Origin of the sequence: Bradyrhizobium sp. SBR1B (assembly GCF_014198205.1) — a bacterium.
Lineage (GTDB): Bacteria > Pseudomonadota > Alphaproteobacteria > Rhizobiales > Xanthobacteraceae > Bradyrhizobium.
The window spans coordinates 206,397-230,389 of the sequence record NZ_JACIHC010000012.1 but is presented as its reverse complement, the minus strand read 5'-3'; the positions used below and the strand labels follow the sequence as shown (position 1 = coordinate 230,389).

The 23,993-nt window shown below is 64.5% G+C and carries 21 protein-coding genes; 6 read left to right on the top strand and 15 right to left on the bottom strand.

The genetic code is table 11. The features are described from left to right. Positions 1-63 precede the first annotated feature (63 nt). Together GGD61_RS26935 and GGD61_RS26930 are read right to left on the bottom strand one after the other, a co-directional pair. Positions 64-390, bottom strand: coding sequence for a hypothetical protein (locus GGD61_RS26935; protein WP_092252484.1), 327 nt, complete (start codon positions 388-390; stop codon positions 64-66). 105 nt (positions 391-495) lie between these two features. Further along, positions 496-1,269: a ferredoxin--NADP reductase gene (locus tag GGD61_RS26930; RefSeq protein ID WP_092252482.1), complete on the bottom strand. Its 774-nt coding sequence runs from the start codon at positions 1,267-1,269 to the stop codon at positions 496-498. Positions 1,270-1,426: 157 nt separating this feature from the next. On the opposite strand from GGD61_RS26930, the gene GGD61_RS26925 reads away from it, so the two are divergent. Both GGD61_RS26925 and GGD61_RS26920 read left to right on the top strand, forming a co-directional pair. Then, on the top strand, positions 1,427-2,623 hold the full coding sequence (locus GGD61_RS26925; RefSeq protein ID WP_018320978.1) for an amidohydrolase family protein: 1,197 nt from the start codon (positions 1,427-1,429) through the stop codon (positions 2,621-2,623). A gap of 125 nt (positions 2,624-2,748) precedes the next feature. After that, positions 2,749-3,438, top strand: coding sequence for a hypothetical protein (locus tag GGD61_RS26920; RefSeq protein ID WP_092252480.1), 690 nt, complete (start codon positions 2,749-2,751; stop codon positions 3,436-3,438). Positions 3,439-3,448: 10 nt separating this feature from the next. Here the strand turns inward: GGD61_RS26920 and GGD61_RS26915 are convergent, their stop codons facing one another. The 9 genes from GGD61_RS26915 to GGD61_RS26875 all read right to left on the bottom strand — a co-directional run bounded on the left by GGD61_RS26915 (position 3,449) and on the right by GGD61_RS26875 (position 12,302). Next, positions 3,449-3,838, bottom strand: a complete 390-nt coding sequence (locus GGD61_RS26915; RefSeq protein ID WP_092252478.1) for a hypothetical protein — start codon at positions 3,836-3,838, stop codon at positions 3,449-3,451. 192 nt (positions 3,839-4,030) lie between these two features. Beyond that, the gene (locus GGD61_RS26910; RefSeq protein ID WP_092252476.1) at positions 4,031-4,486 is read right to left on the bottom strand and encodes a MarR family winged helix-turn-helix transcriptional regulator; all 456 of its coding nucleotides are present in this window, start codon (positions 4,484-4,486) and stop codon (positions 4,031-4,033) included. Positions 4,487-4,500: 14 nt separating this feature from the next. After that, a complete protein-coding gene (locus GGD61_RS26905) occupies positions 4,501-5,205 on the bottom strand; it encodes an ABC transporter ATP-binding protein (RefSeq protein ID WP_018320974.1) in 705 nt (234 codons plus the stop codon). Further along, complete coding sequence (locus GGD61_RS26900; RefSeq protein ID WP_018320973.1) at positions 5,202-5,993, bottom strand: ABC transporter ATP-binding protein; 792 nt, start codon at positions 5,991-5,993, stop codon at positions 5,202-5,204. The genes GGD61_RS26905 and GGD61_RS26900 overlap by 4 nt, the downstream gene beginning before the upstream one ends. Next, positions 5,990-7,879: an ABC transporter permease gene (locus GGD61_RS26895; protein WP_092252474.1), complete on the bottom strand. Its 1,890-nt coding sequence runs from the start codon at positions 7,877-7,879 to the stop codon at positions 5,990-5,992. Before GGD61_RS26895 ends, GGD61_RS26900 begins: the two co-directional genes overlap by 4 nt. A gap of 190 nt (positions 7,880-8,069) precedes the next feature. Next, positions 8,070-9,272, bottom strand: a complete 1,203-nt coding sequence (locus tag GGD61_RS26890) for an ABC transporter substrate-binding protein (RefSeq protein WP_183231580.1) — start codon at positions 9,270-9,272, stop codon at positions 8,070-8,072. 79 nt (positions 9,273-9,351) lie between these two features. Then, positions 9,352-9,936, bottom strand: a complete 585-nt coding sequence (locus GGD61_RS26885; RefSeq protein ID WP_018320970.1) for an amino acid synthesis family protein — start codon at positions 9,934-9,936, stop codon at positions 9,352-9,354. A 15-nt stretch (positions 9,937-9,951) separates the two neighbouring features. Next, the gene (locus GGD61_RS26880; protein ID WP_183231579.1) at positions 9,952-10,848 is read right to left on the bottom strand and encodes a UPF0280 family protein; all 897 of its coding nucleotides are present in this window, start codon (positions 10,846-10,848) and stop codon (positions 9,952-9,954) included. Continuing rightward, positions 10,845-12,302 carry a 6-hydroxynicotinate reductase gene (locus tag GGD61_RS26875; RefSeq protein WP_183231578.1) on the bottom strand — a complete coding sequence of 486 codons (1,458 nt, stop codon included), beginning with the start codon at positions 12,300-12,302 and terminating at the stop codon, positions 10,845-10,847. Before GGD61_RS26875 ends, GGD61_RS26880 begins: the two co-directional genes overlap by 4 nt. A 251-nt stretch (positions 12,303-12,553) precedes the next feature. Between GGD61_RS26875 and GGD61_RS26870 the strand changes: the two genes are divergently transcribed. Further along, positions 12,554-13,036, top strand: a complete 483-nt coding sequence (locus GGD61_RS26870; protein WP_183231577.1) for a (2Fe-2S)-binding protein — start codon at positions 12,554-12,556, stop codon at positions 13,034-13,036. Then, positions 13,036-16,557 carry a molybdopterin cofactor-binding domain-containing protein gene (locus GGD61_RS26865; protein WP_183231576.1) on the top strand — a complete coding sequence of 1,174 codons (3,522 nt, stop codon included), beginning with the start codon at positions 13,036-13,038 and terminating at the stop codon, positions 16,555-16,557. The genes GGD61_RS26870 and GGD61_RS26865 overlap by 1 nt, the downstream gene beginning before the upstream one ends. Here the strand turns inward: GGD61_RS26865 and GGD61_RS26860 are convergent. After that, complete coding sequence (locus GGD61_RS26860) at positions 16,554-17,522, bottom strand: catechol 2,3-dioxygenase (RefSeq protein ID WP_092253046.1); 969 nt, start codon at positions 17,520-17,522, stop codon at positions 16,554-16,556. The two genes, GGD61_RS26865 and GGD61_RS26860, sit on opposite strands and share 4 nt — an antisense overlap. 417 nt (positions 17,523-17,939) lie before the next feature. Here GGD61_RS26860 and GGD61_RS26855 point away from each other — a divergent pair, with 417 nt between their 5' ends. Next, a complete protein-coding gene (locus tag GGD61_RS26855; protein ID WP_026202466.1) occupies positions 17,940-19,679 on the top strand; it encodes an ATP-binding protein in 1,740 nt (579 codons plus the stop codon). A 291-nt stretch (positions 19,680-19,970) separates the two neighbouring features. After that, entirely contained in the window at positions 19,971-20,486 is a 516-nt protein-coding gene (locus tag GGD61_RS26850) for an MgtC/SapB family protein (protein ID WP_183231575.1), read from the top strand. A gap of 3 nt (positions 20,487-20,489) precedes the next feature. Here the strand turns inward: GGD61_RS26850 and GGD61_RS26845 are convergent, their stop codons facing one another. The 3 genes from GGD61_RS26845 to GGD61_RS26835 are packed head-to-tail and all read right to left on the bottom strand — an operon-like array spanning position 20,490 to position 23,923. Then, positions 20,490-20,657 (bottom strand): hypothetical protein, encoded by a 168-nt coding sequence (locus GGD61_RS26845; protein WP_312012742.1) that lies wholly within the window; start codon positions 20,655-20,657, stop codon positions 20,490-20,492. Between the two features lie 45 nt (positions 20,658-20,702). After that, positions 20,703-21,848 (bottom strand): PepSY domain-containing protein, encoded by a 1,146-nt coding sequence (locus GGD61_RS26840; RefSeq protein ID WP_183231574.1) that lies wholly within the window; start codon positions 21,846-21,848, stop codon positions 20,703-20,705. Between the two features lie 5 nt (positions 21,849-21,853). Beyond that, positions 21,854-23,923, bottom strand: a complete 2,070-nt coding sequence (locus GGD61_RS26835; RefSeq protein ID WP_312012741.1) for a TonB-dependent siderophore receptor — start codon at positions 23,921-23,923, stop codon at positions 21,854-21,856. Between the last annotated feature and the right edge of the window lie 70 nt (positions 23,924-23,993).

Here is a 23,993-nt window from a genome sequence, read left to right as displayed (position 1 = left end):
TCTCACCCAGATGGTATGCGCGGGCCAACCCGCAAGTCGGAACCCGCGCGAGGAGACGGCGATCTATCCACGCCCCGGCGAGCGCTGGCCGGTCTTGCGCTGCTGCTGGTTGGTATAGGCGTCCCAATGGCTCCAACTGCCGTTGCTGAGGCTCTGCATGTCGGTGCCGAGCGGACGGCGCGTGCGCTTGTCGTGATCGGCGATCACGCGCTCGGACTGGACGATCTTGCGCTTGAGTTCCGCGATCGCCTTCTGGGTCTGGCCGTTCCGCTTCGAGGAGGCGATCTCGCCCATCGTAAAGCGCGCCGTCTCCAGCGCCTTCAACTCGGCGCGGTTCTTCTTCAACTGGACCCGGTGCCAGGCGATGTTGCTGTCGCTGTCCGCAACCATGTGGGAACTCCGCTGATTCGTTCCCACAGTGTATCAAGCGCCGAATCGGCGCCGCAACGGGCCCCACGCGGCGAAAATGCGGTCTTCTCAAGCTAGAATTGCGCGTTAGCGCTCGGCAAAGGCCTTTTCGACCACGAATTGGGCCGGCTCGCCGTGATTGCCCTCGATAAAGCCGCGCTCACCCAGGAGCACGCGGGTATCAGCGACCAGTGCCGGGCTGCCGCAAATCATGACGCGGTCGTGGGCGGCCTCCAGCGCCGGCAGGCCAATATCGGCGAACAGCTTGCCTGTGGTGATGAGGTCGGTGATGCGGCCGCGGTTGCGGAAGGGATCACGCGTCACGGTCGGATAATAGATCAGCTGATTCTGAATGTACTCGCCGATCAGTTCGTCCTTCGGCAGCGTCTCGGTGATCATCTCGCCATAGGCGAGCTCCTTGACGTGCCGGCAGCCATGCAACAGCACGACCTTCTCGAACCGCTCATAGGTCTCGGGGTCCTTGATCACGCTCAAGAACGGCGCAAGGCCCGTGCCGGTGCCGATGAGGTAGAGGTTGCGCCCCTCCTCCAGATTGTCGATCACCAGCGTGCCGGTGGCCTTGCGGCTGACGATGATCTCGTCGCCTTCCCTCAAATGCTGGAGCCGCGAGGTCAGCGGACCGTCCGGCACCTTGATCGAGAAGAACTCCAGCGTGTCCTCGTAATTGGCGCTGGCGACGCTGTAGGCCCGCAGCAGCGGCTTCTCGCCGACCTTGAGCCCGATCATGGTGAATTCGCCGTTGCGGAAGCGGAAAGTCGGGCTGCGCGTGGTCTTGAAGGAGAACAGCGTATCGGTCCAGTGGTGGACGCTCAAAACGCTTTCCTGGTTGAAATTGCTCATCTCACCTTCCCTGTCGCTTCCAATGCGGTTCCGAGGCGGGCAGCTATGCGTCGTTTGTACACGATCATTCGTATACTAATGAATAATCCTGCTTGATCCCGCGGTCAAGGCTGCCCAAGATCGAAAGCGTTGCAGTTAGGAATAAGGAGCCCCTTCCATGGCGCATGACGCACCCCAGGCCACCGGACCCTCGAAGCTCGTGATCCGGAATATCGGCCTGATCCTGTCCGGCGCCCTGGAAAAGCCGATCCTGGATGGCGACACCATCGTCGCCGAGAACGGCAAGATCACCGCGATCGGCCGCTTCAAGGACATCGACATCGAAGGCGCGACCACGATCGTCGAGGCCAACGGGACCACGGTCGCGCCGGGCCTGATCGACAGCCACGTCCACCCTGTGGCGGGCGACTGGACGCCGCGTCAGAACCAGATCGGGTGGATCGACAGCAACCTCCACGGCGGCGTTACCACCATGATCTCCGCCGGCGAGGTGCACATGCCCGGCCGCCCCCGCGACGTCGTCGGGCTGAAGGCGATGGCGATCTTTGCGCAGCGCGCATTCTGGAATTTGCGCCCCGGCGGCGTGAAGGTTCACGCCGGTGCGCCGGTGATCGAATGCGAGATGGTCGAGGAGGACTTCAAGGAGCTGGCCGCCGCCGGCGTCAAGCTGCTCGGCGAGGTCGGCCTCGGCGGCGTCAAGGACGGTCCCACTGCACGCAAGATGGTCGGCTGGGCACGCAAATACGGCATCCAGAGCACCATCCACACCGGCGGCCCCTCGATCCCCGGCTCCGGCCTGATCGACAAGGACGTGGTGCTGGAGGCCGATACCGACGTGGTCGGCCACATCAACGGCGGTCACACCGCCCTGCCCGACGATCAGATCCGCTGCATCTGCGAGGGCTGCAAGCGCGGCCTCGAGCTCGTGCATAACGGCAACGAGCGCTCCGCTCTGTTCACGCTGCGCACCGCGCGCGAGATGGGCGATCTGCACCGGGTCATCCTCGGTACCGACGCGCCCGCCGGCTCCGGCGTGCAGCCGCTCGGCATTTTGCGCATGGTCTCGATGCTGTCCTCGCTCGGCGAGCTGCCGGCCGAGCTTGCGTTCTGTCTCGCCACCGGCAACACCGCCCGGATGCGCGAGCTCGATTGCGGCCTCATTGAAGTCGGCCGTTCCGCCGACTTCGTCATCATGGACAAGGCCCAACACTCGCCAGGCAAGAACATCCTGGAGAGCGTCCAGCTCGGCGACCTCCCGGGCATCGGCATGACTATCATCGACGGCATCGTGCGCACCCAGCGCAGCCGGAACACGCCGCCCGCGGGGAAAGTGCCGGAGGTGGTGGCGAAGTGACGCAGACGGAGCGGCACACCGCTCGGCATCGCCCCTCGATGGCGTTGAACAAGTCTGCGACCTGCTGCGTCTAACGCAGGCAGCCCCCGGCGGCGGCATTTCATTGCTGGACGATCGAGGGAAACATGAAGAACTCATCGCGAATAGCCGTCGGCGTTGCTGGCGCGGTGGCGGGCTATGTCGCGATCTTTGTGCTGTTTTCCCTGTTCGATTTCGGCAACCGCGCGGACCCGATCACCTCGGGTCTATTGGGCCTGTTCGTTTACTCCCCCATCGGCGCGATCGCCGGCGCTGTGTTTGCCAACTGGCTGGTGAGGCGTTCAGGCCACGACGCAGGCAATGGCAGCATCGCGCGCAACAGCCTGAAGTCTCTCGGCGTCGTCGTCCTGCTCTGCGTCGCCGGGATCGGCATCTACGTCGCCTACGCCTATGCGACTGCGACGCCATGGCTCAACCGGAACGGCGGCAATCCCCTGCTCGTATTTGAGGTCCGTTTTCCGGCCGGGGTCGCGGTGCCGACATCGGCCCAGGGCATCACCATCGAATTGCAGACCGACCTCAACACGATGCCGGGCGAAGTGACCCCGGCCGCCTTCTATCGTGACGGCGACCAGCCCGTCATCGCAGGCGAAGTCGAGCTCGCGTTTCGAACCTCGCACCGGCAGCTCGCTGTCAATATCGAGGGCCAACCGAGCCGAATCTATCCGATCGACTTGACGGCCCGGGCGCCGCATACGCCGGGGTTCGGGACCTGGCGGCGGCTCGCCGACGGCAGCGAAATCCGCTACCGCGCCAAATGGCCGGGCAAGACGTAAGCATTCAAGATCAGCGCTTCTTCGTGATCTCACATCGCACATAGGTCTGGCGCTTGGCCTGCCCGACCGGTCCGTTGTCCATCACCAGCTTGCCGTCCACGGCGATGGAGACCCGGGGATTGGAGCGAAACTTCTCGCCCTCGCCTTCGCAAGCGAGCTTCATCTTCCAGCCGAGCTTTCCGTCGGCGGCGATCTCGCTGGCGCGGCAGCGCGTCTCGTACCAGTAGAGGCGATTGCCGCCTTCGATGCTCATGCGGTTGGGGCTGTCGTCATCGCGGCAGTCTTTTTTGGTGGACGCCCAGAAGCCCTCGTAGGGCTGCGCGGCAAAGGCAGGCGCGCAACTGCCCGCCAGCGCCGCACTGAGAGTGAGGAGCATTACAAATTTCGTGGCGACTCTCATAACTAATACCTCGACAAGTCCTTTATCGAGGTTAGTCGCCCGTGCCCGCACCTTGTTCAACTGCCGTAGGGTGGGCAAAGCGACTTGTCCGCCATAGCTCGAAGAGCGACGGCGGAAGCGTGCCACCATTGAGAAGTGGTGGGCACGGCGCTTCGCGCCTTTGCCCACCCTACGAGACCGCCTACGGCACCCTCACCGCAGCTTGTTCAACAGCGTCATCAGCATCTCGCGCTCTTTCGTGTCGAGCGGCGCCAGCGTCTCGCGGGTGATGGCGAGCGCGTTCGGCGCGACCTTCTCCGAAAGCTGCTGACCGGCGCGCGTCAGGCTGACCAGCAGCCGCCGACCGTCCTCGGGATCCTGGCTGGTCTCGGTCAGGCCACGCGCCGTGAGCCGATCGATCACGCCCTTGATCGTCGCGACGTCCATCGCCGTCAGCCGGCCGAGCTGGTTCTGCGAGCACGGCCCGGTCTCGGCGAGCTTCGACAATGCCGCCCACTGCGTCGGCGTCAAATTGGTGCCGATATCGCGGGAGAAGATCGAGCTGTGGCGCTGCCAGACCTGGCGCAGGATGAAACCGACCTGCTCGTCGAGCACATAAGGCGGTTTTGCCGGTTTGACGCCCTTCTTCACCGCGACACTTCTCGCCACCCGTCCCCCGCCTCTCACAACGACAGATGCGCGTCGCGGATATCCGGACGCGCGTCGAGCTCGGCCATGGTGCCGCCGAAGCAGATGCGGCCGCGCTCGATGATGTAGGCGCGATCGGAAATCAACCGCGCGAAATGCAGATTCTGCTCGGAGACGACGATGCTGACGCCCTCCTTCTTCATGGTCAGGATGGCGTCGACCATCTGCTCCACGATCTTCGGCGACAGGCCCTCCGAGGGCTCGTCCAGCAGCACCAGCGACGGATTGCCCATCAGCGTGCGCGCAATCGTCAGCATCTGCTGCTCGCCGCCGCTCATGCGGCCGCCGGGACGGTTCTTCATCTCGCCGAGATTTGGAAACAGCGCGAACAGCTTTTCGCGCGTCCAATGCGGCGCGTTCGGACGCTTGGGCTGCTTGCCCACTTCGAGATTTTCCTCGACGGTCAGGTCGGTGAATATCCGGCGCTCCTCCGGCACATAGCCGAGCCCCTCGCGCACGATCTCGTGGGTCGGCTTGGCCGAGACGTCCTTGCCCTCGAACATGATGCGGCCGGTTCGTTGCGCGACCAGGCCGACGATCGAGCGGAACGTCGTCGACTTGCCGGCACCGTTGCGCCCGAGCAGCGCAACCACCTCGCCCTCGCCGACCTCGAAGCCGATGTCGAACAGGATATGCGCCGGGCCATAATGGCTGTTGAGGCCCTCGACGGTGAGCTTCATGTTGATGCTCCCTCGCGATGGCGGGCATCGTAGACCAGGCCCTCGCCGAGATAGACCGCCTGCACCTGCGGATTGCCGCGCACCTCGGCTGGCGTGCCCTCGGCGATCAACGTCCCTCGATTCAACACGATGATGCGGTCGGCGTGCTCGAACACCACGTCCATGTCGTGCTCGGTGAAGAGCACGCCGATCGATTTCTCCCGCGCAATGCTCGCGGTCAGCCGCATCAGGTCGACCCGTTCGCGCGGCGCCATGCCGGCGGTCGGCTCGTCCATCAACAGCAGCTTGGGCTGGTTGGCGAGCGCCACCGCAAGCTCGAGGCGCTTGAGGTCGCCATACGCAAGCTCACCGCAGGGCCGATCGGCATAGCCGCCCATGCCGACCAATTCGAGCAGACGGCCGGCCTCGCCGCGGTCGAACTTCGGTGCCGAACCGAACAGATTGAACAGCTGCTTGCCGTGCGAAATTAGTGCGACCTGCACGTTCTCGCGCACGGTCATGGTGGCGAAGGTCGCGGTGATCTGGAAGGTGCGCCCGACGCCGAGCCGCCAGACCTCCCGCGGCTTCCTGCCCGTGATCTCTTCACCGAGCAGGCGAACATGGCCGGTATCGGGCTTGTTCTGGCCGTTGAGCATGTCGAAGCAGGTGCTTTTTCCCGCGCCGTTCGGCCCGATCAGCGCCAGAATCTCGCCGGCTCGCAGCGAGAACGACACGCCGCGCACGGCGTGGATGCCGCCATACGATTTGGTCAAGCCTTCAACGGCGAGAAGTGGAGGTGCAACACTCATTCGGCAGACTCGATCGGCTTGGCAAGCAAGGGAGACCCCGGCGGCGATGCCTTCCTGCGGCGCTGCGCCAGCATCTCCAGCATGCCGACAATGCCCTTGGGGAAGACGACGACGATCAACATGATGAAGCCGCCGAGCACGAGCTTCGACAAATCGGTCTGGCTGACCAGCCAGATGTTCAAGGCCTTGTAGACGATGGCGCCGATCACCGCGCCGGACACCGTCTCGACACCGCCGAGCAGCACCATCACCAGCGCATCGACCGAGAGCGAAATGCCGAGATTGTCTGGGAAGACACTGCCCTTGAGGTAGGCAAACAGCGCGCCGCCGATGCCGGCGGTCGTCCCTGCGATCACGAAGGCCGTCCACTGGATGCGCTTGGCATTGATGCCGATCGCCTCGGTGCGCAGCAAAGAGTCGCGCGTCGCCCTTAGCGCGTAGCCGAATGGCGAGAACACCATCGCCCGCAGCGCGATGGTCACCAGCGTAGCAACGCCGAGCGCCAACCAGTAGAAGTGCGACGGGCTCGCCGCCCATTTTTCCGGCCAGACGCCCAAGATGCCGTTGTCGCCGCCGGTGACGCTCACCCATTGGAACGCGATCGACCAGACGATCTGCGCGAAGGCGAGCGTCAGCATGGCGAAGTAGACGCCGGAGAGCTGCACGGCGAAGAAGCCGAACACGGCGGCGCCCATGCAGCCGAGCAACGGCCCGAGCAGCAGGCACACGATCATCGGCAGCCCCGCCATCTTGGCGAGGAAAGCGACGCCATAGGCGCCGAGGCCAAAATAAGCGGCATGGCCGAAGGACGCGAGCCCACCGACCGACATCAGGAAGTGCAGGCTGACGGCGAAGATGACGAAGATCGCGATCTCCGAGCCGACGGTCAGCGCGTAGTTACCGGCGAACAGCGGCAGCGTCGCTGCAATCACGAGCGCGGCAAGCGCCATCAGCCGCTCGTTCTGCGTCAGCGGCCGCCACGGATTGACGGTGAGACCGGGCGTCTTGCGCGCGGGCGCCTCCGGCTTGCCGAATAGGCCCCAGGGGCGCACGATCAGCACCACCGCCATCACCAGGAAGACCAGGATGATGGAGATCTTCGGGAAGATCAGGATGCCGAAGGCATTGAGCTCGGAGACCAGCACCGCCGCGACGAACGCGCCGACGATGCTGCCGAGGCCGCCGATCACGACCACGACGAAGACTTCGACGATGATGCGCAGATCCATCGCGTGATGCACGGCATCGCGCGGGATCTGAAGCGCGCCGCCCAGCGCGGCGAGGAAGACACCGACCGCGAACACGGACGTGAACAGCCATTTCTGATTGACGCCGAGGGCTGCGACCATGTCGCGGTCCTGCGTCGCCGCGCGCACCAAAACGCCCCAGCGCGTGCGCTGGAACAGCAGCCAGAGAATGCCGAGCACGACGGGGCCCAGCACGATCAGGAACAGGTCGTAGCTCGGGATGTTCTGGCCGAAGAAATCGATCGCCCCCTTGAATCCGGGCGCACGACGGCCGACGAGATCGTCAGGCCCCCAGATCAGCACCACGAGATCCTCGACCATCAAGGTCAGGCCGAAGGTTGCGAGCAGCTGGAACAGCTCCGGCGCGTGATAGATGCGCCGGAGCAGCACCATCTCGACCAGCACACCGATCAGCGCCACGGCAATCGCCGCGAGCACGATGCCGCCCCAGAAGCCGAAGGCACCCGACAGGCGCTCCGTCAGCGTGAAGGCGATGTAGGCGCCGATCATGTAGAAGGCGCCATGCGCGAAATTCACGATCCGCGTCACGCCGAAGATGATCGACAGGCCCGAGGCCACCAGGAACAGCGACGCCGCGCTGGCGAGACCGGTCAGAAACTGTACGACGTAAAAGGCCATCGGCGGTCCGGGTTGGTGTTGCATGCCGCGGCACGCGGGTCTTGGTTCACCTCTCCCCGCTTGCGCGGGAGAGGTCGAATTTGCGCGATGCGCAAGTTCGGGTGAGGGGGAGTCTCCGCAAGGCTCGCTGTCACCTCCCTCGCGGAGGCTCCCCCTCTCCCCGCAAGCGGGGCGAGGGAGAAGGAAGACATCAATCCTTCGGACGCAGCTTCTCGACTTCGGCATCGCTGGGCAGATAGTCCGCGCCCTTCTTGTAAGCCGAATCCACCATCACGCCCTTGCCGTCCTTCAGCGCGGTCTTGCCGACGAAAGCACCGAGCGTCGACTGATGGTCGATCTTGCGGAAGGTGATCGCGCCGAATGGCGAGGGCATCGACAGTCCCTCCGCGGCAGCGATCAGCTTCTCCGGATCGGTCGAGCCCGCCTTCGCCAGGATCGCGGCGGCCGCCTTGATGGTCTGGTAGCCGACGATCGAGCCGAGGCGCGGATAGTCGTTGTACTTGGCTTGGTACGCCTTCAGGAACGCGTCATGCTCGGGCGTCTTGATCGAGTACCAGGGGTACCCGGTGACGATCCAGCCCTCGGGCGTCTCATCCTTGAGCGGATCAAGATACTCCGGCTCGCCGGTCAGGAAGGAGACGACCTCGCGCCCCTTGAACAGGCCGCGGGTGTTGCCTTCGCGCACGAGCTTGACGAGGTCGGCACCGAAGGTGACGTTGAGGATCGCTTCGGGATTGGCGGCGGCAACCGCCTGCACCACGGGGCCCGCGTCGATCTTGCCCTGCGGCGGCCATTGCTCGTCGACCCACTGGATGTCAGGGCGCTTCTCCGACATCAGCTTCTTGAACACGGCAACGGCGGACTGACCGTACTCATAGTTCGGCGCGATCGTCGCCCAGCGCTTGGCCGGCAGCTTTGCGGCTGCTTCCACCAGCATCGCCGCCTGCATGTAGTTGGAGGGACGCAGGCGGAAAGTGTACTTGTTACCCTTGGACCAGGTCACGGCATCCGTCAGCGGCTCGGCCGCGAGGAAGAACACCTTCTTCTGGTTGGCGAAGTCGCTGACGGCAAGGCCGATGTTCGACAGGAACGTACCCGTCAGCATCGCGACACCCTCGCTCGACACCAACTCGTTCGCCGCGGTCTGCGCGTCCGCCGGCTTGCCGCCGTCGTCCTTGGAGATCACAACGAGCTTCTTGCCATTGATGCCGCCGGCCGCGTTGATCTCTTCGACCGCGAGCTGCCAGCCCTTGCGATAGGGTTCGGTGAACGCCGGCAGCAGCGAATAGCTGTTGATCTCGCCGATCTTGATGTCCTGCGCCAGGGCCGAATGAGCCATGCCGCCCGCCAGAAGCGCGAAGGCCGCGCCGACGAAGTAATTTCTTGCTCGCATCCCAACCTCCAGTTTTGAACTCTTTACGTCTTCTGCGTGATCTCATCGGAGAGGCTGTGCCCGCCTCCCGCTTCGAGCCCTATCTCAGACCGTCCTCGCCCTTCACTTCCGCAACCGTGAGCCCGCCGACTCGCGGCAGCGGACGGCCGCTGTCGGTGACGGCGACCGCGACCATGATCTCGTTGGCACGCGGCGCGTCGTTGATCTGCACTTCCATGCCGTCGAAATGGCTGCGCACGAACGCGGCGTCCTTGTGCCCCAGCGGAATGTCGAGCGTCGTGCCCGGCCCGCTGCGCTTTTTCGACGACGGGATCAATGCTGCGCCCTTGCTCAGCACCTTGCGAACCGGCGCGCCCATCTTGGGGTGAAGGATCGCGGCGGCATGTTCCAGCTCACCGTTCTCGCCGACGGCCGCGGCCTTGCCATAGCTCTGCGCCTTCGCGCCATCGATGCCGAGCGCCGCCACGGCGCGCTTCGACAGCAGCTCGCCCAGCTCCTCGCCGATTGCGATCAGCGGCGAGAGATCCTCGACATACTGTCCGGCAAAGGGATTTTCGATGACTGCGATCGCCGCGGCACGCCGGGTCGGCGGCGAGACTTGGCGGCCCATCTCCATCTGCGTCTCTTCGACGACGGTGACGATCTTGCGGATGATCGCGCTCATGTTTCGCTTCCCCGTTCAGGCACAGACCGCGTTTTCCAGCACAAGCGGGCGCGTTCGTTGCTCTTCTATATCCTTAGGTCCGATGACAAGCATATCACCACAAAGCCGCACCACGGCACCCTCGATCAATCCGCGATCGAACAATTGGCGTGCACATTCCGCGCCAGATTCGAGCGCGACCGCGATCTCGTCCTGCGACAACTCGCCGACGTCGCGCGTCACGAGACGCTCGCCGAGATCGCTGTCGGACTGCAGCTCGTTTGCAGGCGTCCGGATAATGGCGGGATGCCCGGGCAGATCGACAGCGTTGCCGATGATCGTGGCAGCCGCATCGGCGTGCGACGCCGTTGCCGCCAGCACCGTCACGGCATCGGCAATGCCGAGCGAAAAGCTGCGGCCGTGCCGGCCGCTTGTCGCGATGCCCCGCACGGGGTCATCCGCGTCAACCCTCATCGTCCGCATCACGCCGGCGCGATCGGGCCGGTCCATTAGGCCGACCGAAAAATGCTCGCCCTTGCCGAGATGAAGCGCGATATCGCCGCCATTGTTGACATAGGCCTGATCCAGCGTCGCAGCGCCCAGCATGGCGACCATGATCTCCTCCGCCACGCTACCGGCAACAGCCGCCATCGGCGTGATGAAGCAATCGGAGGCATAGGGTGCGACAGCGGCATGCATCCGGCGGGCCACCACGCCCTTCAGCGAAGTCCGATTCCCGGCGGCCGTGCGCAGCTCCGGCAATTCGGCGCAGAGCTCGTCGAGCAGTCCGGTGAAGCGGCGCACAGCCGCCTCATAGGCTGCACGCACATCGTCCGTGCGCCCCCTCGCCTCAACGACCAGATCAATCGGTCCATCCTGCAAATGCAGCCGCCGGCCATCAGACAGCAATGCGATTTGCGGGAGCCTTGTCATGCCCGAGGCCCCGGGATCGGGTTCTGCCAGGGCAGCTGGCGGACGTCGTCGCCGTTCTGGACCTCGGAGAGCGGCTTCACATAATCCATGTGCCCGCCGAGCGCGGCGTAGTCGGACAGCTTCATCGTGAACTCGATCGGCGCGACCAGCGCCGGCGTCGGCACGTAGCCGAACGCGCCCGCCGGCATCTGCGTCACATCGACCATGTAGGTGATGCCGCCCCCCGGCCAGACATAGACCGGTGCGCCGCCGCTGGTGACGCGCGTCAGCGCGTCCTTCACCGAGCGCGTCAGCCGCACCGGATTGTCGGTGACACCGGCACGCAGCGAGCCGCCGGCACCGGCCATGAACAGCACCGTGCACAGCGCCGGCTCGCAATTCTCCTGGATGCGCTCGACCGAGAATTTCAGGTCGTCAGGCATCTCGGTCTCGACCGGCTTCAGGGCCTCGTCAAGCACGTAGTAAGACGAATGCTCGCCGGTCGTGGAGACCATCAGCATCGAGAGACCCGGTTTTGCCTCCTTGGCATCGAACGGCCCGAGGATGGCCAGCGGATCCGAGATGTTGGTGCCACCCCACCCCGTGCCGGGATCTGCGACCTGGAAATAGCGGCCGGGCGTCGAGCGGCGGCCCTTCATCTTGATGCCGGTGTCGGCGATGTCGAGCAGCTTGCCAGCCTGATGCTCCGAGAGCACGCCGGTGATGTGGTCGTCGACCACGACGACTTCGTCGACCTTGCCGTGCCATTGCTTGGCGAACATGCCGATCGTCGCCGAGCCGCAGCCGACGCGCATGCGCTCTTCTTTCATGCCGTTGACGATCGGCGGTTGGCCGGCCTGGACGACGACGCTCGCGCCGCCGTCGATGGTCAGCTCGACCGCCTTACAATTGGCCAGAGCCATCAGCGTGTCACAGGTGATGCGGCCCTCCTTCTTGGAGCCGCCGGTGAGATGATGCACGCCGCCCAGCGACAGCATCTGCGAGCCGTATTCGCTCGTGGTGACATGGCCGACCGCCTCGCCCTGCGCGCGCACGGTCGCGGTCTCCGGCCCCAGATAGCGGTCGGTGTCGATCTTCACCTTGATGCCGCAATAGGAGAAGATGCCCTCGGTGACGACAGTCACCATGTCGACGCCGTCGACCTCCGCGGAGACGATGAACGGCGCCGGCTTGTAATCGGGATAGGTCGTGCCCGCACCGATCGCGGTCACAAAGGTCGAAGGTTCGTGGACGATCTTGCCGTCCCAATCTTCGGTGCGGCTGAACGGGACCAGCTTGCCGCCATGCGAGACGGTGCGCTCCAGGATCACATGCGGATCGACGCGGACGAGCTTGCCGTCGTGGTTGGCGTAGCGATCGCAGGCTCCCGCCGCGCCCGGCTTGATGTAACACATCACCGGACAGGCATCGCAGCGGATCTTGTCGATAGCAGCGCTCGTCGTTTCCATCACCATGTCAGAGCCAGCGAGACCGCGGTTATCATTCGTATACGAACGATGTTGCGCGCGCCCCGGATGGCTGTCAAGCGGCGGTGCAGCGCAAAAGATGCGGCTGCTGCATAAAACCTCATTTGCCTATCCGCTCTGTCCACAAAGAAGGCAGTCGCGCTGCAGTGCGGCATGCATGGCTTGCACGTTTGTGTACAAACGGTATCGTCGCGACGTAGATTTTCGCCATGACTTTGGCCGAGCGCTTGGAAACGAGGATGACGCAGACACCGATCCGCCTCACCGTGAACGGGGGGATCCACGAGGTCGCTGCAGCGCCGGAGACGCCGCTGCTCTACGTGCTGCGCAACGATCTCGCGCTCAACGGCCCGAAATATGGATGCGGCCTCGGCGAATGCGGCACCTGCACTGTCCTGATCGATGGGACGACGGCCCGCTCCTGCGTGATTCCCGTCGGTGGCTGCGCCGGCCGCGACATCGTGACGCTCGAAGGGCTGGGCACGCGCGACAAGCCTGACCTCGTGCAGCAGGCCTTCATCGACGAGCAGGCCGCGCAATGCGGCTATTGCCTCAACGGCATGATCATGACCACCAAGGCGCTGCTCGCGATCAACCCGCGGCCGACCGAGCAGGAAGCGCTGGCGGCGCTGCGCTACAATCTCTGCCGCTGCGGCACGCATGTCGAAATCCTGCGCGCCGTGATGCGCGCTTCAGGCCAGCTCACCGAGGCCGTTGATTGATGGCCTCCCCTGCCCCTGATGGAGCTGAGCGCCAATCCGGTTCGCTCGTCGTCGTCCGCACCGTGGATGAACTCACGTCCGAGACTTTCATCCGCATCACCGCGGATGGATCGATCAGCGCGTATAACGGCCATGTCGATCTCGGCACCGGCATCCGCACCGCGCTCGGCCAGATCGTCGCCGAAGAGCTGGAAGTGTCCTTTGCGCGCGTCGTCGTGGTGCTCGGCGACACTGCGGTGGTGCCGAACCAGGGCGCGACGATCGCAAGCGAGACCATCCAGATCACCGCCGTGCCCCTGCGCAAGGCCGCGGCGCAAGCCCGTCACTTCCTGATCGCGCGCGCGGCCGAGCGGCTGGAGCTGCCGACGGCGGACCTCAGAATCGAAGACGGCCTGGTGCGCGGGCACGACAACCGCAGCGTCAGCTACGGCGAATTGATCGGCGACGAGACGATCCGCCTGGAGTTGGCCGACGACGTCACCGTCAAAGCGGTCGGCGATTATGCCATCGTCGGTCAGTCGACGCCGCGCGTCGACCTGCCCGCCAAGGCCACGGGCGAATTGACCTTCGTGCACGATATCCGCGTCCCCGGCATGCTGCACGGCCGCGTGGTGCGACCGCCCTATGCCGGTGTCGATGCCGGGCCGTTCGTCGGCACCAGCCTGATCGCGGTCGATGAAGCGTCAGTACGCGACATTCCTGGCCTCGTGGCTGTGGTGCGCATCGGCGATTTCGTCGGTGTCGTCGCCGAGCGTGAGGAGAATGCGATTCGGGCGGCCGAGCAGCTTGCGGTGAGCTGGAAGCCGACGCCCGAGTTGACCGATCTCGCCGATATCGAAACCGCGCTGCGCGCCAATCCATCAACGCCACGCACGCTGATCGACAAGGGCGACGTCGATCCGGCGATATCGGGCGCGGCCAAGCCGATGCAGCGCACTTACGTGTGGCCTTATCAGATGCACGCTTCGATCGGCCCGTCCTGTGCGGTTGCCGACTTCCAGGACGGCAATATCCGTGTCTGGTCCGGCACGCAAAATCCGCACGTGCTGCGCAGCGACCTTGCCTTGCTGATCGAGCGCCCCGAGAGCGAGGTCGAGGTGATCCGGCTGGAGGCCGCCGGCTGCTACGGGCGCAATTGCGCTGACGACGTCACCGCGGATGCACTACTGCTGTCGCGCGCCGTCGGCCGGCCCGTCCGCGTACAGCTGACACGCGAGCAGGAGCACGCCTGGGAGCCCAAGGGCACCGCGCAGCTCATCGACGTCAATGGCGGCCTGGATGCGAACGGCGGTATCGCAGCGTATGATCTCGCCACGCGTTACCCCTCGAACGCTGCGCCGACGCTGGCGCTGCTGCTCACCGGTCGCATTCCATCCGAGCCTGCCGTGCTGCAGATGGGCGACCGCACGGCGATCCCGCCCTACGATTACGACCACATGCGCGTCGTCGCCCATGACATGCCGCCGATCGTGCGCGCCTCCTGGTTCCGCGGCGTCTCGGCGCTGCCGAACACGTTTGCCCACGAATCCTACATCGACGAAGCCGCAGCCGAGGCCGGCGTCGATCCGATCGAATACCGCCTGCGCTACCTCAAGGATCAGCGCGCCGTCGATCTCGTCAATGCCGTGGCCGAACGCGCGGGCTGGGCGCCGCGACCGGTGCGCGAAGAAAAGGACGGCGAGATCGTGCACGGCCGCGGCTTTGCCTATGCGCTCTACGTCCACAGCAAGTTTCCCGGCTACGGCGCGGCGTGGTCGGCCTGGATTGCCGACGTCGCGGTGAACAAATCGACCGGCGATGTCAGCGTGACGCGCGTGGTTGCGGGACAGGATTCCGGATTGATGATCAATCCGGACGGCGTACGCCACCAGATCCACGGCAATGTCATCCAGTCCACCAGCCGCGCGCTGATGGAGGAAGTCTCGTTCGAGCGCGGCGCGGTGGCGGCGCGCGAATGGGGCGCCTATCCGATCATCCCCTTCCCCGATGTGCCCAAGATCGACGTGCTGATGCTGCCGCGTCAGGACCAGCCGCCGCTCGGCGTCGGCGAATCCGCCTCGGTCCCGAGCGCGGCGGCGATAGCGAACGCGATCTTCGATGCCACTGGCGTGCGCTTTCGCGAGCCGCCCTTTACGCCCGAACGCATTCTGAGGGGATTGCACGGTGAAACTTCGCCCGTGCCGCAGGCCCTGCCCGCGCCCGCCGCGCCGCCGCCGTCGCGCATCTGGGAGAATCCGTTCGCCAAACGCGCCGGCATCTTGGCTGCGATTGCTGCCGTCTGCACCGCCGCGATCGGCATCGGCGCGGCGCTTCTGCCGGGGCGCGCGATTGCGCCGATCGCCCGGCCCGACGCATCGGTCTATTCCACCGCGACGATCGCACGGGGAGAGCAGCTTGCTGCGCTCGGCAATTGCGCGGAGTGCCACACCAATATCGGCGGCGTACTCAATACCGGCGGCCGCGCATTGGAGACGCCATTCGGCACGATCTATTCAACCAACATCACGCCCGATGTCGAGACCGGCATCGGCGCATGGTCCTATCCCGCCTTCGAGCGCGCGATGCGCGACGGCTTGCATCGCGACGGGCGGCAGCTCTATCCCGCATTTCCCTACACACACTTCTCCAAGACAAGCGAAGCCGACCTTCAGGCGCTCTATGCCTATCTGATGGCGCAGCCTGCAGTGCGCGCGACGGCGCCGGCGAACACGCTCGCCTTCCCGTTCAACCTGCGCCCGCTGCTCGCGGGTTGGAATGCGCTCTTCCACCAGGCAAAGGAATTCAAGCCCGACCCCACCAAGTCCGAGGCCTGGAATCGCGGCGCCTATCTTGTCGAGGGCCTCGGCCATTGCAGCGGCTGCCACTCGCCGCGCAATGCGCTCGGCGTCGAGCAGCGCAATGCCTATCTCGCCGGTGGCTTCGCCGAAGGCTGGGAGGCGCCGCCGCTGACCTCGCTCTCTCACGCCCCGATCGCGTGGAGCGAGGATGAGCTGTTCGCCTATTTGCGCACCGGCCATTCACGCTATCACGGCGTCGCCGCCGGCCCGATGGCACCCGTTGTCAGGGATCTCAAGGCCCTGCCCGACCAGGACATCCGCGCGATGGCGGTCTATCTCAATTCGTTCAACGATGCCGCGGTCGATGCGCCTGCGCTCGCGGTAAAACTCGAGGGCGCAACGCAAGTCACCGTCGCCTCGTCCACCGGCGCGCGGCTCTATCAGGGAGCCTGCGCCGTCTGCCACGAGGTCGGCGGCCTGCCGTTGTTCGGCAGCCGGCCCTCGCTCGCGCTCAACAGCAATCTGCACAGCGCCACATCGGACAATCTCGTGCAGGTGATCCTGCACGGCATCGCCGAGCCCGTGTCGAGCGATCTGGGCTACATGCCGGCGTTCCGGAACAGCATGAGCGACGCACAGGTGGAGGAGCTCGTCAACTTCCTGCGCCAGCAATTCGCGCCGGGCAAGCCGGCATGGTCAGGCGTCCGCGAGACGATCGCGCGGGTGCGCAATTCAATCCACTAACCGTGCTTCTTCGCCTCCACCGGCGGCGTGCCGTGGGTGTGGAAGGACTCGATCGTCTTCAGCCCCCACGCCTGGCCCTTCTTGCGCTCCTCCTCGGTCCACACGATCGGCTTCCAGTCCGGCGCGAGGATCAGGCGTGCGCCGGCATTGGCGACTTCGACGCGGTTGCCGCCGGGCTCGTAGACGTAGAGGAAGAAGGTCTGCTGGATCGCGTGCTTGTGCGGGCCGGTCTCGATGTGGATGCCGTTCTCCAGGAAGATGTCGGCAGCACGCAGAATCTCCTCGCGGCTGTCGAGCGCGTAGGTGACGTGGTGGAAGCGGCCCGGCACGCCTGAATGGTCGAGCGAATAAGCGAAGTCATAGCTCTTGTTCGACATCGTCAGCCACATCGCAGCTTCACGGCCGTCATTGAGCACGATCTGCTCGGTGAGGCGGCAGCCGAGGTAATTCTCGAAGAACTCGCGGTTGGCCTTGATGTCGACGGCGAGGCAGTTGAGATGATCGAGCCGGCGGACATTGACGCCGCGCGCGGGAAAGCGCTGCGCCTGGTTCTTCAGTGCGGGCATCAGCTCGGGCGGCGCCTGATACCATTCGGTCTCATAATAGAGCTCGACGATGTGACCATCAGGATCGCGGCAGCGGAAGGTCGGCCCCTGCCCCATGTCGCCGTCGATCCAGCCGATGTCGAAACCGGAACCCTTGAGCGCGGCGACGCGGCGCTCCAGCGCCTGCTGGCTGCGCGCGCGCAGCGCCATGTGCTCCATGCCCGACGTCTTCGATGCCGTCAGCTTGAGCGAATAGCGTTCGTAATCGTCCCAGCCGCGCAAGTAGACCGACTCACCCTTCTGGCCGCTGACAGTCATGCCCATGACGTCGACGAAGAATTTCAGGCTCTCATCGGGCTTGGGCGTCAGCAGCTCCATATGGCCGAGATGAGCGAGATCGAAGATCGGTTCGGGTTGCATGCTTTCCTCCGGGGCACAGCTGGCGATCCGCCGACCGAATCGCATCATCGGGAGCAAGGCTGCAACGCGCTCATGCGTCCAAGGTGGTCACGAGGCCCCGCCAGCTATTTGTACTAATGTACAAATGATTAAGTCCCGTCAACAAATCAAACACCCCTGGATCGAAGGAAGACGTTCCCCCAACGATGGACTGACTGGCCGGATGGTAAAATGTTCCTTAATTGTCTTTGGGCTCCAACGGCCTGAAATAGCGCTGATCTCCCGCCGTTTCCGCCCGCAAGTATGCAATCGGAACAAACTTCCCGGCCGAATTGTCGTGGATTTAACGAAGTGCCCGCGCCTGGCGCTTAACCGTTTGTGCAGCCACGGCCGCGCATAGTCCGGGCAAATCCCTCGCTCTCGCCAGGTTCATTCATCGTGACATCCTTTGGACGCGTGATTTCGGTTCGCGGATCGCTGGCCCGGGTCGGGCTGCTGGCAGAAAGCCAGATGCCGATCTCGGAAGTTCGGGCGACCGTCGGCCGCTTCGTCAGTATTCGCAGCGCCAGCTCGGTCATCGTCGCGATGATCACCGAGGTGTCCTGCGAGAACCTGTCGAGCAGCGACAGTTACATCGCGGTTGCCTCGGTCGACCTGCTCGGCGAGATCCTCAACGCCAGCGACAAGCCGAAATTCCAGCGCGGCGTCACCAACTATCCGACCATCGGCGATTCCGTCGATCTGATTACCAGCCAGGAGCTGCGCACGATCTACGCGCCGACCGGCTCGGACCAGATCAATGTCGGCTTCCTCCAGCAGGATCGCTCGGTCGTCGCCTATGTCGATGTCGAGGAAATGCTGTCCAAGCATTTTGCAGTGCTGGGATCGACCGGCGTCGGCAAATCCACCGGCGTGTCGCTGCTGCTCAACGAGATCCTGAAGGCGCGCCCGAACCTGCGCATCTTCCTGCTCGACGTGCACAACGAATATGGCCGTTGCTTCGGCGACCGCGCGCTGGTGCTCAACCCGCGAAACCTGAAGTTGCCGTTCTGGCTGTTCAATTTCGAGGAAATCGTCGACGTGCTGTTCGGCGGCCGCGCCGGCGTGCCCGAGGAGCTCGACATCCTGGCCGAGGTGATCCCGCTCGCCAAGGGCGTCTACACCCAATACCAGAACGCCGACCGCATCGGTCTCAAGCGCATCGATCCCAAGCAGATCGGCTACACCGTCGACACGCCGGTGCCGTACCGCCTGGTCGACCTGATGTCGCTGATCGACGAGCGCATGGGCAAGCTCGAGAACCGCTCCTCGCGCATCATCTATCACAAGCTGATCTCGCGCATCGAAGCGGTGCGCAACGACCCCCGCTACGCCTTCATGTTCGACAACGCCAATGTCGGCGGCGACACCATGGCCGAGGTCATCAGCCATCTGTTCCGCCTGCCGGCGAACGGCAAGCCGATGACGGTGATGCAGCTCGCCGGCTTCCCCGCCGAGGTGATCGATTCCGTCGTCTCGGTGCTGTGCCGCATGGCCTTCGATTTCGGCCTGTGGAGCGACGGCGTCTCGCCACTGCTGTTCGTCTGCGAGGAAGCGCATCGCTACGCCTCCGCCGACCGCAATATCGGCTTCGGCCCGACCCGCAAGGCGGTGTCGCGCATCGCCAAGGAAGGCCGCAAATACGGCGTCTATCTCGGCCTTATCACCCAGCGTCCGGCCGAGCTCGACGCCACCATCATCTCCCAGTGCAATACGCTGTTCACGATGCGTCTTGCCAACGAGCGCGACCAGGCGCTGCTGCGCGCCGCTGTGTCGGACGCCGCCGCGAACCTGCTCTCCTTCGTGCCCTCGCTCGGCACGCGTGAAGTGCTGGCCTTCGGCGAAGGCGTCGCACTACCGACCCGGTTGCGCTTCAAGGAGGTGCCACCGCACCAATTGCCGCGCGGCGAGGCTACCATCAGCAGCGTGCCTTCGGTCACCTCCGGCCACGACATGCATTTCGTCAGCGCCGTGCTCGAACGCTGGCGCGGCGCCACCTCGCAGCGCGACGTGCCGAATGACCCTGTGTTCTCGGCGCCGCCCGCCAAGACGCTCTCCAATGTCGAGGCCCCGATGCTGCAGCCCTCGATGGGGCTCGATCCGGACCGCTTCTCGCTGCTGAAGAAGCCGCTGCGGTAAAGACTCTCCTGTCCCGGGCGCGCTGCAGCGTGAAACGCTGCTGCGCAGAGCCGGGACCCACGCCGCGCACACCCTCCTCTCCGACATTCTGGGCCCCGGCTCAGCAGGGCACCGCAACGGACGATGCTTCGCATCGCCGGGAGCGCCGCGCTGCGTCCGGGGCACGAGACGTAACGACTCCTCTGGAGCCTCTCGCCCGCATCGACTATGTTTTGCCGGTACGAAGCCGACGTTCTACACATGACGAACCCACGCTCGAACGCATGGGACGCGTGCCGAAGAAGTGACTAGATGACCGAAATGGACTGGCCCGAAATCCTGCTGCGCCTCGGCACCGCGACGCTCGCCGGTAGCGCGATCGGCCTGAACCGCGACCTGCACGGCAAGCCGATCGGGCTGAAGACGCTCGGCATCGTCGGGCTCTCCACCGCGGCCGTCGTGCTGCTCGCGGTCCAGTTCGCCGAGCCCGGCAAGATCACCGATGCGACGAGCCGTGTGATCCAGGGCATCCTGACCGGCATCGGCTTCCTCGGAGCCGGCGTCATCGTCCACGAGAGCGACCGTTTTCGCGTGCGCGGCCTGACCAGCGCGGCCTGCACCTTCCTCGCCGCCTGTCTCGGCATTGCGTGCGGCGCCGGGCAATGGAAGATCGTCGTGGTCGCGCTGGCGTTCACCTTCGTGCTGCTCACGATCGGCCGCCGCGTCGAACGCTGGCTGCATCGGATGCTTGGCGGCAAGGATGAGAGACGTGACGTCGGCCACGACATCGAAGCACGCGATTTGTCAGAGCCCGATCGGCATCCATAGACCTCAGCGCGGTTGATCCGCGCGACGCCAGCAGAAGATGGCCAGAACGACCGGCAGCGACAACGCCAGCCACGAAAGCGCGTCCCAGACATCGTCTCCGACCAGCGCAAGGCCGAGCCCTGCGCCGCAGACGATGCCGACGAGGAGAGGCCAGCGGAAGACGTCCCACACGCTTCTGTGAACCCGAGGTTGGTTCGAGACGGGAGTGACCATGGGCTATGTGCCGACTGCCGCGGTGCGGCCCGCGTCGAGCGGCTTGCGGCGGGCCGGTGACTTTCGCCGCGCCGCCCAGAGATAGATTCCGCTGACGAGAATGATGATCGTGATGATGTCCAGCAGCGCCCAGATGATCTTCAGCGGAAGCCCACCATAGTCGCCGAAATGCAACGGGCGGGAGACCTGAAGCGTCTTCAGATACCAGGGCACCTCGGGGGCCACGATGGTCTTGCCGTCATTGGCGTCGACGAGCATCGGCTGGAGCATGCGCGCCGTGAAGGGCGTCGCGCCCTTGGTCCAGACGACCAGATGCTGCGGGCTGCCGAAGCGTGCCGATGTCGGCATCGTCACCGAGGTGACCAGACGATCCGGAAATCTTGCGCGGACGAGCTCGACGGCAGTCTGAACCGACGGGATCGGAGCCACGGGCTTGCCGAGATGAGGCGCCAGCAAGACCGGGATCAACTGCGCGCGCCACAGGTCGAACAGCGGCGTCGCCAGTGTGTTGATCATGCCGGTGAGACCCACAACCATCGCCCAGGTCACGGTGACGATGCCGAAGAGATTATGGGTATCGAGCCATTTGGCGCGCGGAGACGATCGCCGGCGGATCGTGCCGAAATCGAGCCGCCGCATGAACGGCCAATAGACGACCACACCGGACATGATCGACGCGGCGAACACAAGACCCATCGTGCCCAGAAACAATTCGCCGGGCAGGCCTGCAAACATGTCCTTGTGAATCCGCAACACGAAATCCATGACGCTCTGATGTGGAGCCTCCTCCCCGAGCATTTCGGCCGTCCGCGCATCGAACGTTAGACGATGGAAGTTACCCGGCGCCGGGACAGCGGTCGGAGACACCGCAACCGTCACCAGCGGCTCCGTCTGCTTGAGATTGAGAAGCAGGACGTAGTGCCCCGGAAAGCGCGCTTGAGCCGCAGCGATCATCCGGTCGAGCGAGAGACGCGGCGTTCCCTCCGGCATGGCGGGCGCCGCGATCTCATCCTCGAGCAGATCGTCGATCTCGTCGTGGAAGACCAGCGGAAGCCCGGTCATGCACAGCATCAGCAGGAACAGCATGCACACCAGCGACGTCCAGGTGTGAATGCGCGACCATAGCCGGATCGTGCGTGCCTGAACCATGATCTCTACCAGCGATAGCTGACGGTGCCTGTGATGGTGCGCGGGCTGGTGTATTGGCAGCCGCCGTTCGCCGTGCAGGCAAGCGTGACGCGATCGGCGATGTTCTTCACGTTGAGCGCCAGGTTGACGCCCTTCGGCTGGCGATAATGCAGGCCGGCATCGAACACCACGTAACCCTCGTTGACGATGGTGTTGGTGATATCGGCGAAGGTCGGCCCGTTGTAGCGGACGCCGCCGCCAAGACCCCAGCCGTCCCATGTGCCGCCCTGGACAGTGTAGTCGAGATAGGCCGACGCCATCTGGCGGGCGACCAGCGTCGGCACCTTACCGAGGTCGGTGCCAGTGCTTTGCGTCACCTTCACATCCTGGCTGGTGTAGGTCGCCACCAGGTTCAGCCCGGGCATGATCTGCGCCAGCGTCTCGAACTCGAAGCCGCGCGAATTCACCTCGCCGAGCTGGACCGAGAAGCCGAGATGCGATGGATCGCTCGTGAGCGAGTTTTGCCGCGTCAAATCATACAGCGCCACCGTCATCAACAAGGTCCGCGACGGTTGGTACTTGACGCCGACCTCATGCTGCTGCGCCCTCGTCGGCTTGAACGGGCTGCCCGCAAAGTCCGTGCCCGGCGTCGGCAGAAACGATTCCGAATAGCTGTAGTAAGGCGCCACTCCGGAATCGAACACGTAGGAGACGGCTCCTCGCTTGGTGAAGGCCGTGTCCTTGGTATCGGTGGTCTTGTTGGTCGCCAAGACGTAGGTGTTCTGTTCCGAGGCGTCGTAACGTCCGCCCAACGTGAAGATCCAGTTCTGGATCTTCATCTGGTCCTGCGCATAGACGCCAACTTGGTCGATCGTCTGGTTCGCTGAGGGGGCAGTGAGCGCAGTCGGAACCGCAATGGCCTGGTCATAGACGGGATTGATCTTGCTCAGCGGCGGTGCAACTCCGAAATAGGTCCGGTCCGTCATGTTGAACGTCAGATAGTCGACGCCGGAGACCACCGTATGTTGGAGCGGCCCGGTGCTGAACTTGCTGATCAGGTGGTTGTCGGTCGACAGTGTGTCGATCTGCTCCTGGATACGCATCGAACGTCGCGGAAAAACCGCGGTCGTATCGAGCGGAGTTCCGATGAACGTCAGATACCGATAGTCGAGTTCGGTGTGACCATAACGAGCCTTGGATTCGAAGATCAGGTTGTTGCTGAAGCGGTGCTCGAGCTGGTAGCCGACGCGCTCCTGCTCCTGGTCGAATTTGTTGAAGCTGGGGTCGCCGAGAAACACCGGCAACGCCGTGATGCCGGTGACCTTCCCGCCCGTCACATGGACCATCGACAGCGGAAAGGCATTTCCAGTCACATCGTGCGTGTAGTCGGCGAGAATGGTCAGCGTCGTATCGTTGGTCGGCTTCCAGGTCACGGCCGGAGCGATATAGGTCCGGTTGTCCTTCACGAAATTCGAGAAGTTCGCGATCTGCGCATCGGAATCCCTGAACACGCCGGTCAGCCGATAGAGCAGCGTACCGTCCTTGGTCGCGGGACCGCCGAAATCGAAAGCGCCCTGGAAGTGGTCGTAATTGCCGAACTGGCCGACGATCTCGCCGAAGGCCCGTTCGGGCGGCCGCTTGCTGATGACGTCAACGAGGCCGCCCGGCGCGCCCTGCCCGTACATGACCGAGCTCGGTCCCTTGATGACGTCGATGCGTTCGAAGCCGTAGGGCTCGTTGCGGAACAGCGACAAGAAGTTGGGATCGCCGACCTCACGAAGCCCGTCGCGATAGGCACCGTAGCCATTGTTGTCGAAGCCGCGGATGAAGACGTTGTCGAAGCGCGGGTCTTTGCCGCCCGGCTGGATGGCGAGACCTGCAACATACTGCAATCCTTCGACAAGCGTCGTGGCCGAGCGCGCATCGAGCCGATCGCGGCTGACCACCGAAACGGATTGAGGTGTCTCAAGAATAGGTGTGTCGGACTTCATCGCAGCCGAGCTGACGACGGGCACAAACCCCTTCACCGGATCCGTACCGCGTTCCACCGCAGCGGAGGCCGGCTGAGAACCGGCCTCGGCAGCCTGTCCTGCCACGTGTGATCGCGCACGTCGGACACTCGCAGATCGCGAGCTGCGCGATGTCGTGACCTGACGCTTGTTCGCG

Coding starts and splice junctions, on each gene's coding strand:
- GGD61_RS26935 (WP_092252484.1), bottom strand. CDS start 390: ATGGTTGCGGACAGCGACAGCAACATCGCCTGGCACCGGGTCCAGTTG.
- GGD61_RS26930 (WP_092252482.1), bottom strand. CDS start 1,269: ATGAGCAATTTCAACCAGGAAAGCGTTTTGAGCGTCCACCACTGGACC.
- GGD61_RS26925 (WP_018320978.1), top strand. CDS start 1,427: ATGGCGCATGACGCACCCCAGGCCACCGGACCCTCGAAGCTCGTGATC.
- GGD61_RS26920 (WP_092252480.1), top strand. CDS start 2,749: ATGAAGAACTCATCGCGAATAGCCGTCGGCGTTGCTGGCGCGGTGGCG.
- GGD61_RS26915 (WP_092252478.1), bottom strand. CDS start 3,838: ATGAGAGTCGCCACGAAATTTGTAATGCTCCTCACTCTCAGTGCGGCG.
- GGD61_RS26905 (WP_018320974.1), bottom strand. CDS start 5,205: ATGAAGCTCACCGTCGAGGGCCTCAACAGCCATTATGGCCCGGCGCAT.
- GGD61_RS26900 (WP_018320973.1), bottom strand. CDS start 5,993: ATGAGTGTTGCACCTCCACTTCTCGCCGTTGAAGGCTTGACCAAATCG.
- GGD61_RS26895 (WP_092252474.1), bottom strand. CDS start 7,879: ATGGCCTTTTACGTCGTACAGTTTCTGACCGGTCTCGCCAGCGCGGCG.
- GGD61_RS26890 (WP_183231580.1), bottom strand. CDS start 9,272: ATGCGAGCAAGAAATTACTTCGTCGGCGCGGCCTTCGCGCTTCTGGCG.
- GGD61_RS26885 (WP_018320970.1), bottom strand. CDS start 9,936: ATGAGCGCGATCATCCGCAAGATCGTCACCGTCGTCGAAGAGACGCAG.
- GGD61_RS26880 (WP_183231579.1), bottom strand. CDS start 10,848: ATGACAAGGCTCCCGCAAATCGCATTGCTGTCTGATGGCCGGCGGCTG.
- GGD61_RS26875 (WP_183231578.1), bottom strand. CDS start 12,302: ATGGTGATGGAAACGACGAGCGCTGCTATCGACAAGATCCGCTGCGAT.
- GGD61_RS26870 (WP_183231577.1), top strand. CDS start 12,554: ATGACGCAGACACCGATCCGCCTCACCGTGAACGGGGGGATCCACGAG.
- GGD61_RS26865 (WP_183231576.1), top strand. CDS start 13,036: ATGGCCTCCCCTGCCCCTGATGGAGCTGAGCGCCAATCCGGTTCGCTC.
- GGD61_RS26860 (WP_092253046.1), bottom strand. CDS start 17,522: ATGCAACCCGAACCGATCTTCGATCTCGCTCATCTCGGCCATATGGAG.
- GGD61_RS26850 (WP_183231575.1), top strand. CDS start 19,971: ATGACCGAAATGGACTGGCCCGAAATCCTGCTGCGCCTCGGCACCGCG.
- GGD61_RS26840 (WP_183231574.1), bottom strand. CDS start 21,848: ATGGTTCAGGCACGCACGATCCGGCTATGGTCGCGCATTCACACCTGG.